The 13,215-nt window shown below is 70.8% G+C and carries 12 protein-coding genes and 1 pseudogene; 7 read left to right on the top strand and 6 right to left on the bottom strand.

Annotation, left to right across the window (positions count from 1 at the left end):
• Positions 1 to 57 precede the first annotated feature (57 nt).
• Positions 58 to 648 carry a hypothetical protein gene (locus ACWD10_RS17550; protein WP_451091794.1) on the bottom strand — a complete coding sequence of 197 codons (591 nt, stop codon included), beginning with the start codon at positions 646 to 648 and terminating at the stop codon, positions 58 to 60.
• 239 nt (positions 649 to 887) lie between these two features.
• Between ACWD10_RS17550 and ACWD10_RS17545 the strand changes: the two genes are divergently transcribed.
• From ACWD10_RS17545 to ACWD10_RS17530, 4 genes are all read left to right on the top strand, one after another.
• Entirely contained in the window at positions 888 to 1,961 is a 1,074-nt protein-coding gene (locus ACWD10_RS17545) for a PucR family transcriptional regulator (RefSeq protein ID WP_451091792.1), read from the top strand.
• A 353-nt stretch (positions 1,962 to 2,314) separates the two neighbouring features.
• Positions 2,315 to 3,691 (top strand): cation:proton antiporter, encoded by a 1,377-nt coding sequence (locus ACWD10_RS17540; protein WP_451092082.1) that lies wholly within the window; start codon positions 2,315 to 2,317, stop codon positions 3,689 to 3,691.
• A gap of 100 nt (positions 3,692 to 3,791) precedes the next feature.
• Positions 3,792 to 5,096: an SLC13 family permease gene (locus tag ACWD10_RS17535; RefSeq protein ID WP_451091790.1), complete on the top strand. Its 1,305-nt coding sequence runs from the start codon at positions 3,792 to 3,794 to the stop codon at positions 5,094 to 5,096.
• Between the two features lie 169 nt (positions 5,097 to 5,265).
• Positions 5,266 to 5,730 carry a CBS domain-containing protein gene (locus ACWD10_RS17530; protein WP_451091788.1) on the top strand — a complete coding sequence of 155 codons (465 nt, stop codon included), beginning with the start codon at positions 5,266 to 5,268 and terminating at the stop codon, positions 5,728 to 5,730.
• Positions 5,731 to 5,892: 162 nt separating this feature from the next.
• On the opposite strand, the gene ACWD10_RS17525 is transcribed toward ACWD10_RS17530, so the two are convergent.
• The 3 genes from ACWD10_RS17525 to ACWD10_RS17515 form a co-directional block, all read right to left on the bottom strand.
• A complete protein-coding gene (locus tag ACWD10_RS17525) occupies positions 5,893 to 6,726 on the bottom strand; it encodes a DUF4097 family beta strand repeat-containing protein (RefSeq protein ID WP_451091786.1) in 834 nt (277 codons plus the stop codon).
• A 161-nt stretch (positions 6,727 to 6,887) separates the two neighbouring features.
• Positions 6,888 to 7,439, bottom strand: coding sequence for a toxin-antitoxin system HicB family antitoxin (locus ACWD10_RS17520; protein WP_451091784.1), 552 nt, complete (start codon positions 7,437 to 7,439; stop codon positions 6,888 to 6,890).
• A gap of 142 nt (positions 7,440 to 7,581) precedes the next feature.
• Positions 7,582 to 8,550: a DUF368 domain-containing protein gene (locus tag ACWD10_RS17515; protein ID WP_451091782.1), complete on the bottom strand. Its 969-nt coding sequence runs from the start codon at positions 8,548 to 8,550 to the stop codon at positions 7,582 to 7,584.
• 175 nt (positions 8,551 to 8,725) lie between these two features.
• Here ACWD10_RS17515 and ACWD10_RS17510 point away from each other — a divergent pair, with 175 nt between their 5' ends.
• The 3 genes from ACWD10_RS17510 (at position 8,726) to ACWD10_RS17500 (ending at position 10,455) form a co-directional block, all read left to right on the top strand.
• The gene (locus ACWD10_RS17510) at positions 8,726 to 8,929 is read left to right on the top strand and encodes a hypothetical protein (protein WP_451091780.1); all 204 of its coding nucleotides are present in this window, start codon (positions 8,726 to 8,728) and stop codon (positions 8,927 to 8,929) included.
• A 110-nt stretch (positions 8,930 to 9,039) separates the two neighbouring features.
• Positions 9,040 to 9,384, top strand: coding sequence for a BlaI/MecI/CopY family transcriptional regulator (locus ACWD10_RS17505; RefSeq protein ID WP_451091778.1), 345 nt, complete (start codon positions 9,040 to 9,042; stop codon positions 9,382 to 9,384).
• A 108-nt stretch (positions 9,385 to 9,492) separates the two neighbouring features.
• On the top strand, positions 9,493 to 10,455 hold the full coding sequence (locus ACWD10_RS17500) for a M56 family metallopeptidase (RefSeq protein WP_451091776.1): 963 nt from the start codon (positions 9,493 to 9,495) through the stop codon (positions 10,453 to 10,455).
• 72 nt (positions 10,456 to 10,527) lie between these two features.
• Here ACWD10_RS17500 and ACWD10_RS17495 read toward each other — a convergent pair.
• Together ACWD10_RS17495 and ACWD10_RS17490 are read right to left on the bottom strand one after the other, a co-directional pair.
• A pseudogene (locus ACWD10_RS17495) lies at positions 10,528 to 10,847 on the bottom strand (tellurite resistance TerB family protein); the annotation flags it as partial.
• Between the two features lie 117 nt (positions 10,848 to 10,964).
• Positions 10,965 to 12,530 (bottom strand): MDR family MFS transporter, encoded by a 1,566-nt coding sequence (locus ACWD10_RS17490; protein WP_451091774.1) that lies wholly within the window; start codon positions 12,528 to 12,530, stop codon positions 10,965 to 10,967.
• Positions 12,531 to 13,215 lie beyond the last annotated feature (685 nt).

Here is a 13,215-nt window from a genome sequence, read left to right as displayed (position 1 = left end):
GAAGGGGAGGTGGGCGCTTGACGAGCCGGACCAGTGGGTCCGACGCGGGTGCGGCAGTCAGGCCTCGTAGGGCGAGACCCAGAAGAACTCGCCGTCCTCGTCGTACGCGTAGAGCAGGCCGGTACTGCCGAGCGCGAGCGGCCCGTCGGTGCTCTGTCGGCGCACCTGGACCAGGGCGCTCGAGCCGTCCCGCGCGGTGACCTCGGCCTGGCCGAACGCCGCGTCCACCCGCCCGGTGCGGACGACGCAGGTCTGCCCGATGAAGTCGAGCCGGGACGGCCCGGGTTCGTCGGGCATGAGTCTGGAGAGGGGCCGGACGAGGGCGCGTACGACGGACCGGGCGAGCAGCACCGCGAGGACCAGGACGGCGGCGGCGAGCCCGCCGTATCCGGGTCCCTCGAACCCGGCCCTGCGCAGCAGCACCGACCCGATGAGGCTGCCGCACCACGCGACCGCGACGAACACGGAGACCGCCACGGCCACCGGCACCCCGCCCAGGCCGACCCGGCCCAGGCCGAGATCCCCCTCGAAGCCGTCCGATTCCGCGGCGCCCACCGCGACGAGCAGCCAGAAGCCGACGATCACGACGAGTGCGGCGGTGAACAGGGCCGTCGGAAAGCCGAAGGCGGCATTCAGGAACTCGTTCATCGTCACACCCCCCGTTTCCGTGTCGTCGTGCGTAGTCGTCGTGCGTGGTCGTACGTGGTTGTCGGGTCCGGGGGTCCGGCCCCGCTTCGTACGCCCGATTGCCGGGTTCTTGAAGCGGGGCATCCCTCGTGCTCCCCCTGACATGATTTTGACAGGCCCCAACTCCCCCATGCATTGCCGGATTACGGCAGTCTTTACGATGTCCTGATGCCGGGGCCGTACCGAAAGAGGGGGAGTGCATGGCAGTGCAGCAGGTCGCGTCGGAGATCGCGGGGGAGTATCTGGACGGGTACGCCGGGATCCTGGCCGAAGTCGCCGCCACCGGCCGTCGGCTGACCCGCGACGAGCTGGATTCGCGCCGTGCGCTCGGCGAGCGGGCCGCCGAGAACGGCCTCGGGCTGCGCACCCTCGTCCGCGAGCATCTGGCCGCGACCCGCGCCACCTGGCCGGACGGCGACGGAAGCGCGGCGCCGAGCGTGCTCGCCGCGGTCGAACAGGCCGTGGACGCCTTCGCGGAGGGGTACGAGCGGGCGCAGCGGATCGCGGTGCGCCGCGAGGAGGCGGCCCGCCGGGAGTTCATCGACGACCTGCTGCACGGGCGCAGCGACCTCGGGCGGCTTGCCGAGCGCGCCGAGCGGTTCGGCCTTCGCCTCTCGCACGCGCACGCCGTCGCGGTGGCCGCGGGCCCGGACGCGTACACCGAGACCGACGCGGTCGCCCGCGGCGTGGAGTCCGCCCTGCACTCCCGGTTCGGCGACCGGGCCATCCTCCTGACGACCAAGGACGGCCGTCTCATCTGTATCGCCCCCGGCGACCAGAGCGCCGTCCTCACCCACTTCGCCAAGCACGCGCACGCCGCCACCGACGGCGGCCAGGTCGCCGTCGGCCGGGCGCACCCCGGCGCGGGCGGCGTGGTGCGCAGCTACGAGGAGGCGCTCGGCGCCCTCGACCTGGCCGAGCGCCTGGGCCTGGACGACCCGGTCCTGAGCGCCGCCGACCTGCTCGTCTACCCGGTGCTCACCCGGGACCGGGAGGCGATGGCGGACCTGGTGCGCAGCGCGCTCGGCCCGCTGAAGCACGCCCGCGGTGGCCCGGGCCCGCTCCTTGAGACCCTCGACGCCTACTTCGGCGCGGGCTGTGTCGCGGCCGAGGCGGCCCGCCGTCTCGCCCTGAGCGTGCGCGCCCTGACGTACCGTCTGGAGCGCATCCACCACCTCACCGGCTCCAACCCGGCCGACCCCGTGCACCGCTACACCCTGCAGACCGCGGTGATCGGCGCCCGGCTCCTGGACTGGCCGGCCAAGCCGCTGTGATCGACACCGCCCGAGCCCTTGTAACTGACATTGGCCGAGCCGCCGTGATCGGCATCGCCCGAGCAACCGTGATCGATATCGATCGAGCCGCCGTAGTCGACATAACGACCCCACGACCTACTCGGGACCGACCCGCAACCGACCCCACGACTGCCCCTGCTCCCTGCGCCGTTGCCGTATTACGGCAATGAGAGTGGGTCCAGACTGCGTGCCAGGGCCCTGTCAATGTCGTGTTAAGAACAGGTAGGGTTCCCCGCGGTGTGCCGGGAAGCCTGGTCGGCGAAGCAAGAGATCTCACAGCGGGAGATCTCTTTGTGGACTTTTATTTCCTCTGCCGATCGGGGGCGTACGCCATGGTGCTCGTTGCTGTCTTCGGGGTGGCACTGCTCGTCGCGGTGCTGCTCTCCGGGCTCGCCGCGCGGACGGTGCTCTCCACGTCCTTCCTCTTCCTGGTCGGCGGCGCGATCGTCAGCGACGGCTTCCTCGGTCTGATCCACATCACGCCGGACAGCGCCATCGTCTCCACCACGGCCGATCTGGCCCTGTTCGCGGTGCTCTTCACCGACGGCATGCACGTCTCGTTCCCCAAGCTGCGGGAGAACTGGAAGAACCCGGCCCGCGCCCTGGGCCTCGGCATGCCGCTCGCCTTCCTCTTCATGGCCCTGATCACGCACTACGTGGTGGGCCTGGACTGGACGACGTCGTTCCTGGTGGGCGCAGTACTCGCGCCGACCGACCCGGTGTTCGCCTCGGCGATCGTCGGCCGCAAGGAGGTCCCCTCCAAGCTGCGCCAGCTCCTGAACGTCGAGAGCGGCATCAACGACGGGCTCGCACTGCCCGTCGTCCTGATCTTCATCGCCGCGGCCGGTGCGAGTGGCGAGCACGCGGGCATCTCCGCCGGTGAGATCCTCCTCGAGCTCGGCCTCGGCCTCGCCTTCGGCGCGCTGCTCCCGCTCGCCGTCTACGGCCTGGTGCGGTTCCGCCTGTTCGGCGCCGAGCCCAAGCTCCAGCCGCTGCTCCCGCTGGCCATCGGCGTACTCCTGTACGGCCTGTGCCACCTGACGCACGCCAACCCGTACCTGGCCGCGTTCTCCGCGGGCGCGGTGATCGTGGCGGTGGCACCGGAGTCGAAGACGGCCTTCGAGCCGCTCGGCGAGGCCCTCGCGGAGCTGGCGAAGTTCGCCGCCCTGCTGGTCTTCGGCGCGCTGCTCACGCCGCAGCTCTTCGGCGACCTGTCCTTCGGCGGGTACGTGGCGGTGGTCCTGGCGATCGTTCTGATCCGCCCGGCCTCGCTGCTCCTCTCGCTGATCGGCACCCGCTTCGAGCGCCGCGAGAAGCTGGTCGCCGCCTGGTTCGGCCCGAAGGGCTTCGCGTCCGTGGTGTACGGGCTGCTCGTGCTTCAGGCCGGGATTCCGCAGGGCGAGGAGGCCTTCACCCTGATCGCGGTCTGCATCGCGGTGTCGATCATCGCGCACAGCAGCACCGACGTACCGATCGCCCGGATCTTCCACGTCGAGAAGGAGCTCAACGAGATCTCCGAGGCACGGCTCCCCGAGACCCAGCTCCCCGAGTCGCGGTCTTCGGATGCGCTGTCCTCCGAGTCGCGGTCCTCCGAGATGCAGTCCTCCGAGACGCGGTCCTCCGAGACGCAGTCGGAAGGCCCCGCCCAGGATGCCCGGGGGAACGGCCCCGCACAGGATGCCCAGAAGAAGGGCCTCACGCGTGGCTGACGGAGACCGACCACCGCGTGGCTGACGGAGACCGACCACAGGCCCCGCCGCCGGGCGTCCTCCGGGGCGCCCGTCGGCCAGAACTGATCAACGGAGCATTGTGAACGACTGGCACAGCTGGGCCGCGATCGCCGTATTCGTCGGCACGTACGCCCTGATCATCAGCGAGAAGATCCACCGGGTCGCGGCGGCGCTCGGCGGCGCGGGCCTGATGCTCGCCATCGGTGCGACCGACGACAAGTCGGCGTTCTACTCGGAGCACTCCGGCGTCGACTGGAACGTCATCTTCCTGCTGCTCGGCATGATGATGATCGTCGGCGTACTGAAGAAGACCGGCATGTTCGAGTACCTGGCCATCTGGTCGGTGAAGCGGGCGAAGGCCAAGCCGTTCCGGGTGATGGTCATGCTCGTGGTGATCACCGCCGTTGCCTCGGCGCTGCTCGACAACGTCACCACGGTGCTCCTGATCGCCCCGGTCACCCTGCTCGTCTGCGAGCGGCTCAACCTGCCGGCCGCGCCGTTCCTGATCGCCGAGGTGCTCGCCTCCAACATCGGCGGTATGGCGACCCTGGTCGGCGACCCGCCCAACATCATCATCGCCAGCCGCGGCGGTCTGACCTTCAACGACTTCCTGGTCCACCTCGCGCCGCTCTCGGCGATCCTCCTCGTGGTCCTGATTCTGCTGTGCCGGATCATGTTCCGTAAGGCGTTCGCGTACGACCCGAAGCGCGCCGAAGAGGTCATGGCCCTGGAGGAGCGCGAGGCGATCCGCGAACCGCGGCTGCTCGTGCAGGGCCTGGTCATCCTCGGCCTGGTCGTCGCGGGCTTCGTGCTCCACCCCGTGCTGCACTTCGAGCCCAGCGTCGTCGCGCTGCTCGGCGCCGGACTCCTCGTGGCCATCTCCACGGCGGAGACCGGCGAGGTGCTCGGCGAGGTGGAGTGGCCCACGCTCGCCTTCTTCGCCGGGCTCTTCATCATGATCGGCGGCCTGATCGAGACCGGCGTCATCGGTGAGGTCTCCAAGGCCCTCGCCGATGCCATCGGGGACAGCGAGATGGGCGGCTCGATGCTGCTGCTCGGCGCCTCCGCGGTCCTGTCCGGGATCGTCGACAACATCCCGTACGTCGCCACCATGGCCCCCATCACCAGCGATCTGGTGCAGGCCATGGGCGGCGCCGAGTCCGGCCACCACGTCCTGTGGTGGGCCCTGGCCATCGGCGCCGACCTGGGCGGCAACGCCACCGCGATCGGTGCCTCGGCCAACGTCGTCGTCCTCGGCATCGCCGAGCGCAACCGGCAGCCCATCTCCTTCTGGCAGTTCACCAAGTACGGCCTGATCGTCACCGTCGCGACCGTGGGCCTCTCGCTGGTGTACGTGTGGCTGCGGTACTTCGCGCTGGCCTGACTCCGGCCTTGTCGTTGGCCTTGCCGTTGGCCTTGTGGTTGGGGCCAGGGGTGCTGACGGAACCCTGACGGCGCAGGTGGTGGCGCTATGACGTACGGCGCCACCACCATGGACGACGCGACACCGGACGCAGCAGGACGAACGACGACGAACGAACAAGGAGCGGGCCGTGCGCGCACGCGATCTAGCGGTGGCATACGAGACAGTCGAGGTCGACAGCGACGCCATGGCGGCGGCCCGGCTGATGGCCGAGCAGCGGCTGCCCGGTCTCCTGGTCGTCGACGGGCGCGGTCGGCCGGCGGCGGTCCTGCCGGCCTCGCAGCTGATCAAGATCCTGGTTCCGAGCTACGTGGTCGACGACCCGACGCTCGCCGCGGTCGTCGACGAGAAGCACGCCGACAAGCTCTGCTCGGCCCTGGCCGGGCGCACGGTCGGCGACTGCCTGCCGAAGCGGGACTCGGCCCCGCCGGTGGCGGACCCGGACGACACGGCCCTTGAGGTGGCGGCCCTGATGGCGCGGGTCCACTCGCCGCTGGTGGCGGTGGTGGAGAAGGCCACGGACGGCCACAAGCTGCTCGGCGTGATCACGGCCTCGCATCTGCTCGACCAGCTGCTTGGTGTGACGTCGCAGTGAGCTTGCGGTGAGCGTCCGCCGGGGACGCCGGGGCTGAGGCGGGTCCGTCAGGAACGGCTGATTCCGTGAGGCGCGGCTGACTCCGCGCGCGGGGGCTGATTCCGTCAGGAGCGGCTGGTTCCGTCGGTAGTGGCTGGTCCCCGTCGGGAGTGGCCGGTTCCGTCAGGCGCGGCTGATGAGGATGTCGCCCAGGCCCGTGCGCGCGTGGACCTCGACCGTTTCCTCGGTCGGCTCGGGGGCCTCCGCGGCGGTCAGCTCGTTGCGCACCCGGCCGAGCTTCGAGTGCACGTCGAGCCATGCGGCGGTGGCCGGGGCGATGCCGACCTTGATGCCCCCGGCCGCGGTGCCGAGGGTGACCTTGCCGCTGCGCACCTCGCCGAGTTCGAGTCGGCCGTTGGCGGTGCGGGCGTCGACGTCGCGGTGGGCCTTCTCGACGTGCAGCGAGCCGTTGGCGGAAGCGGCCTTCAAGTGGCCGGTGACCTCGGCGACATGGATATCGCCGTTGGAGTTCTTGACGGTGGCGGTCCCGCCGATCGTGCCGAGCCGGACCCGTCCGTTCCCGGTGATCCCGGCGGTGCCGGTCACCCGGTCGACGGTGACGTCGCCGTGGCCGGTCCGCAGCTCCACCTGCTCGGCCTGCTCGATCTGGAGGTCACCGGCGCCGGTCTTGATCTCGCAGACGCCGAGCGGCCCTTCGCTCACCAGGTCGCCGACCCCGAGGTTGCCGTGCACGGCGGAACCGGCGGGCAGTTCGACGAGGACGTCGATGCTGCCGGGCGCACCGAACGGGCGCGGCCGTGGGCCCTTGACCAGGAGGCGGCCGCCGGAGCAGGTCACCCGGGTCTGTTCCGCGGCGCGCGCGTCCCTGGCGTCGGACGCGGTGCCCGGAACCACCTCGACGTGGGTGGTCGTGCGCTTGCTCGCGACGATCCGGACGTGTCCGACGCCGGGCTCGATGGTCGCGGTGATGGGTTCGGGAGTGTCGAATTCAGGCATGGCTGTGCCGTCCTCATGGCTCGCAGGGGCTGAGGTGAAGTCTGAGCTGCGCTGATGAAGTTGACGCCGACGAGCGGCAGTTGGGGCCAGGGGCCAGGGGCCAGGGGCCAGGGGCCAGGGGCCAGGGCCAGGGGCCAGGGCCCGGTGTCGGGGCTACTGGTCTAGCGGACCCAGCCGGTGAAGCCCTGTCCGGAGCGTGTTCTACGGGGTGTGGGCCGGGCGTGCTCCGCGGGTTCCAGGGCGGCGCCGACGGCCCGGACGATCCAGGCGTTCAGGGAGAGGCTCTCGCGCGTGGCGGCCTCCTCGGCCCGGGCCTTGAGGTGCGCGGGCAGCCGGAGGTTGATCCGGGAGACGCCGCCGCCGCCGTCGTCGCCGTCCGCGGGTGGCGGGGGCGGTGCGGCGGACGGTGCGGGGTGGGCGGCGCTCGCGGCCTCGTCGGCCTCGTAGCCCTCGAAGGGCTCCTCGGCCGCGGGCGGCGGCGTCACCACGAACTCCGGGTCCAGACCGCGCAGTCGTACGTCCACCGAGCCCGGGGCGAGATCACGGGTGACCTCGTCCATGGCAGCGGAGAGCGCGTTCAGGAGCGTGAGGCGGGTGGCCGACTCGAGCGGCGCCGCGAGCCGCTCGGCGAGGGCGCGGGCCTCCTCCCCGCCGGTGTCCGCGGCGACTGCGAGCTCCTGGCGGAGCTTGTCCACGTAGGGCGTCAAATCCATAGCGCCATAGTGGCACCATTATGGCGCCACCGCAAGCTTCCGTGGCGCACGCATGGCGTCGAGGCGCGGCGAGGCGCGGCGAGGCGCGGCGGGGCGGGGAGGGGCGCTGGGCAGGACGGAGCGCGGGCGGTTTCCTTCGGACTCAGGACGAGGCGGACCACCGTGCCACCGCACGCCGCTCCGCGAAGATCAGCCCCGCCACCACGAGGAATCCGAGCACGGCGAGCACCGCGGCCCCGCCGAACCGGTCGTCGGGCGCGAGCAGCGCACGGTCGTCGGTCTGCCACGGCCACAGGGCGCGCAGGCACCCCGCGACCAGGCCGGTGAGCGCCACCAGGGTGATCCGGCGGCGGTGCGTGAGCAGCCACTGGAGCAGCTTGACGAAGGTGGCGAGGCCGATGAACGCGCCGAGGGCGAACAGCGCCAGATAGCCGTACTCGCGCTCGTTGAGCGCCGACAGGGTCCGCTCGTACAGGCCGAAGGTGAGCAGCAGGAACGAGCCCGAAAGCCCGGGAAGTACGAGCGCCGACACCGCGATCGCGCCCGCGGCGACGATCACCGGCGGGCTCGCCGTCATCTCGCCGGGCGGCAGGCTCACCGCCACGAAGGCACCGGCGGCGGCCACGGCGGCGAGCGCGTACTCCCGTGCGCCCCACGGGGCGCCCCCCTCGCCCGCCCGGCGCGGCGCGTGCGCGACCATCGAGAACGGTACGTAGAGCGAGGCGAGCACCATGCCGAAGAAGACCGCCTTGGTCTGCACGGGATGGTCCGCGACCCAGCCCTCCACGAGCCGTGCCATCAGGACGAGCGCCGCCGCCATCCCGCAGAGCAGCGGCACCATGACCCGCCACGGCACCTCCGCGAACGCGTCCCGGGCGCGGGACAGTCCTCGCCCGCGCGGCAGGTCGACCACGGCACGCCGTATCCCGGCGATGAGCGACGAGATCCCCCCGATCGCGGTCTCGTACACCCCGACCACGAGCGCCACGGTCCCGCCACTCACCCCCGGCACCGTCTCCGCCGTGCCGATCAGGGCGCCGCGTACGACATCACGGCCGTACGTGAGCCACGGGCGTGCGGCCACCGATTGGACCTGGGGCGTCTGTTCCACCGAGTACTCCTGGGGGTGTCGAGTGCTGGGCCCCGAGCGTAATCCGGTGGCCCGGCCGACCCGACGTCCCGCACACTGAGACGCCTCGCCGCCGGAACCCCCAACTCCCGTCGTGACAGGCCGACTTCGGCCGTCAAGGCGGTACCTACCGCTGCCAACGTGAGGAGGGATCGCCATGCCAAAGCTCCTGCCCGCCGAGTACGTTCTGGCCAAGCCCAAGCCGCCGTCCTGGTGGAAGCGGAACCGCCACGTGGTCACGCTCGTCGCCGGCCTCGTGATCGGCGCCTGGCTGGTCAGCGACCACGACAGCACCGCACCGTCCACTCCCGGCCACCCGGCCCCCACACCTACGGCAAGCCACGCCGGGGTCGATCCATAGGGCCGCTGACCTGCGAGGTACACCTCCCGCGGCTCATGACGAGACTCATGACGAAGCTCATTGCGATGGGCCGCGGGAGGTCCGGAGGGAGGGGCCGGAGGGAGGCAGACATGGCGCAGCAGGGCGGACCGGGACGGCAACGTCGCGGCCAGGGCGAGTTGGAGGCCCAGGTGCTCGCCGCGCTGCGGCAGGCGTCCGGCCCGGTCACGGCAGGCTGGGTGCAGGAACAGCTCGGCACCGGCCTCGCGTACACCACCGTCATGACGATCCTGACCCGACTGCTCGCCAAGGGCGCGGTCACCCGGGAGCGCCTGGGCCGCTCCTTCGTCTGGACCTCGACCGCGGACGAGGCGGGCCTGGCCGCGTTGCGCATGCGCCGCATGCTCGACGCGGAGGCGAACCGCGAGGCGGTACTGGCCAGCTTCATCACGGCACTGGGCCCGGACGACGAGTAGTTGCTGCGAGACCTCCTGACCGAGGCCGACGAAGCCGAAGCGGAAGCCGAAGCGGAAGCCGAAGCGGAAGCCGAAGCCGAAGCCAACGAGACGGACGGCTGACCGCAGATGGGCCTCTTCGTCTTCCTGCCGCTGGTCCTGCCCCTGACGGCCTGGCCGGTCGCCCGCCTCGCCGAGCACCATCTGCACCCGCGCACCGCCACGCGGCTGTTGACCGCCGTGGCCGGGGTCATGGCGCTGTGCAGCACGCTGTGCCTGGCGCTTCTCATGGTCGTCGGCACCGCGCAGCTGCCCGGCAACCCGTTGCCGGACGGCTGGTCCGATCCGGAAGTACGCGCGGCCGTCCCGTTCGACGAGATCGCCGGAAAGATCGCCATCCCCGCGCTGCTCGCCGTGGCCGTCGTGTGCGGCCACACGCTCGTGCGCCACCGCCGGGTACGCCGCCGCGCCTGGGAGGCCCTGTCCGGCCTGCGCGAGACGCCGGTCGTGGTCCTTCCGGACACGGCTCCGTACGCGTACGCGCTGCCCGGAGACGGGTCGGCGGGTCGACGCGGCGGCCGGATCGTCGCGTCGACCGCGATGCTCGCCCGCCTGACCAGCGAAGAGCGCCGCGCCCTCTTCGCCCATGAGCGCGCCCATCTGACGGCACGCCACCACCGCTATCTCCTGGCGGCCCAACTGGCCGCCCGCGCCAACCCGTTCCTCCACCCGCTGCTCGCCCGGGTCGCCTACGCCGCCGAGCGCTGGGCCGACGAGGAGGCCGCGGCCGCGGTCAACAGCCGCAAGACGGTGGCCCGAGCCATCGCCAAGGCGGCGCTGGCCCCGCGCCCGCCGGTGCCGTATGCCATGGGCCACTTCGCCGCGACCGGACCCGTACCGCGCCGGGTCGCCGCGCTCCTTGGCCCGGTCCCGGCCCCGGGCGCCCGGGCCTGGCCGCCCGCGTGCACGTCGGTGGGCCTGGCCGTTTGGGGCGCGGCGGTCGGGGCGGCGGTCTCGGCCCTGTCCTCGGCGAACTCGGCGGTGACGATGGCGATGATCCTGCACGCAGCAACGGAAACGCCCCCGCTGTAGCAGGGGCTCGAGCAGGGTTCACATGGCTCGGGCTCCAGGGCCGGGGGTCGGGGGTCGGGGGTCGGCCGGGCCTCAGAGGTCGAACTCGTGCGGCGGCAGATCAAGGGCGTAACAGGCCTCACGTACGACCTGCTGCTCGTCCTTGTCGAAGTCACCGTCCGCGCCACCGATGACGAGCCGATCTGCACGACGGCCCGTGCCTCGGCCGGCTTCTTCTTCGCCTTGCCGACCTCCTGCATCACGCTGACCTTGCCGAAGGCGAAGTCGGCGGTCAGCTTGTCGCAGTTGGCGTCGAACCGGCGCCGCAGATCGTCGGTGTCGAAGTTCTGCAACACCTCATCGGTGGCGATGAGTTGGGCGACCTTCTGCCGCTCGGCGGCGTCAACGGCTCCGGGCCACGTTCTGACCCGGAGCCAACTTCTACAACACTGTAGAACGTAACAGCCGGTGCCGGTGCCGGTGCCGGTGCCGGGGCCGCACGGAATCTCCGGAGTTGACCGACCCTGGGATCAGCTCTCCTTAGCGGTGGTCGTGGTGACAGGCTCGCCCTGACCGGAGTGCCCCCCGGCCGTCGCCGCCTCCCCGTCGGCGACGCTGTCGCTGCCATGGTCCGGGTCACCGCCATCCGAGTCCTGACTGTCAGCCCCCGCAATCCGGTTCGGCAGCTTCGCCGCAACGACGACCGTCAGCAGGGCGAGGACGGCGACAACGCCGAAGGCCAGCCTCATCCCGCTCACCTGCGCGGTCACGGCACCGGCTCCGTCGGCGACCAGCTGGCTGCTGCGCGCGGACATCACGGTCACCACAAGCGCGGTACCGAACGCCGCGGCGACCTGCTGCAACGTCCCGAGCATCGAGCTGCCGTGCGAGTACAGGTGCGACGGAAGCCCACCCATGCCGAGCGTGAAGCACGGCGTGAACGTCGCCGCCAGGCTGGCCATAAGGAGTGCGTGCAGCCCGAGCACCAACCAGTACGGCATCGTCATCGAGACCTGAGTGAGCCCGCCGAGCGCGAGCACCATGCCGATCGAGCCGGGCAGCACAAGCAGCCGACTGCCGAACCGGTCGAAAGCCTTCCCGATGGACGGCCCGAGCAGACCCATGATCAGACCACCCGGCATGACAAGGAGCCCGGTCTCCAGCGGGCTGAGCTGCCGCAGGTTCTGCAGATACAGCGGCAGCAGGATCATCGCCCCGAGCATCGCCAGGAACCCGACGGACATGAGGACCAAGGACAGGGTGTACGTGCGGTGCCGGAGGGTACGCAGGTCCATCAGCGGCACGCCGGAGCGCTGCAGCTTGAGCTGACGTATGACGAAAAGCGCGATGGCCGCAACCCCGGCGACCGTGATCCCGACACCGAGCCCAACCCCACCGTGGCTCTCACCGAAGAGACTCAGCCCGTACACGAGGCCACCGAAGCCGAGCGCCGCCACCCCGACACTGAACCAGTCAATGGAACTCACCTGCGGATCGCTGATGTTCTCCACCTTGCGCAGCCCGAACAGCGTCACAAGAGCCGCGATCGGCAACACGGCCACGAACAGCAGCCGCCAGGAACCGACCTGCAGAATCAGCCCGGACACGGCGGGCCCGAGCGCTGGCGCCACCGAGATCGCCAGGGTGACGTTGCCCATCACGCGACCTCGGTCATGCTCGGGCACCACGATCATCAACGTGGTCATCAGCAGCGGCATCATCACGGCCGTGCCGGCGGCCTGCACGATCCGCCCAAGCAGCAGTACTTCGAAGGAGGGCGCGACGGCGGAGAGCAGGGTCCCCGCGAGAAACACCCCCATGGCTATCGCGTAAGCCTGGCGCGTGGTGACCCGCTGCAGAAACCACCCGGTGACAGGAATCACGGCGGCCATGGTGAGCATGAACGCGGTGGACACCCACTGCGCCGACTGCTCGGTGACGTGCAACGAGTCCATCAACCGCGGGATCGCGTTGATCATGATGGTCTCGTTGAGAATCACCACAAACGTGGCCAGCACAAGCAGCCGCACCACGGTCGGTGTTCGCCCGGCCTTCGCGGCGGGTCGTTCGTCTATTTCGCCTATCGCAGCTGACATGACAGCACCTCGCTGGGGTTCCTGGTCACAGTCGCCTCGCAGCCAAGGGCCGTCGGGCACGGACGTGGATGGTGACACCGGTAAAGACCGGCACGCGTATCAGAACTCATCGGTCTTCCCGAGTCTTCCGCATCCCCACCCAGATCTCCCCCGATTTTCCCCCCACCCCCGAACCCACCCCACCAACCCCTCCAACGACCGGCGACGCAAACGCCCGCTCCGCCAGCGGACTCATGTTTCGGTAGTACCGTCAGGTGCGGTGTCTCCCCAGGGCGCAAACAGCGCCAAGCAGGGGCGCCTTGGGATCAGGCAGGAGCGAACCGACGGCGGCGCCCTTCTCCGCGGCACCACCCTCGGCCGGAAGTGGCGCAGGGCCCGCGACAAGGCCGGTCTCCCGCCGACCCCGCCGTGCAACGGGGTACAACGGCGTGTACGTGGTTGTACCCCGGTGAACCGCGTCGCCTTCGCGACAGCACAGAGTGCGCGCACCGCCATCGTGTGACCGAGGCCGCTCAAAGTCGATCTCGGAGAGTGGGACGCTGCGGCCCCGGGTGGAAGCGTGAGCGCCTGCACCGGCGGCTGTTTCGGCTGGTCAGGGCGGTCCTTGGATCGTGTTACGGGCTCTCAGCGTCGCGGCACGTTGTTCGAGGAAGGCGCGGGCGGCCGGGTCGTCGCTGAGCGCCAC

Source organism: Streptomyces sp. NPDC002851, assembly GCF_053591935.1.
Note: the sequence above shows the minus strand (reverse complement) of the source record. Positions and strands in the feature narration are given on the sequence as shown.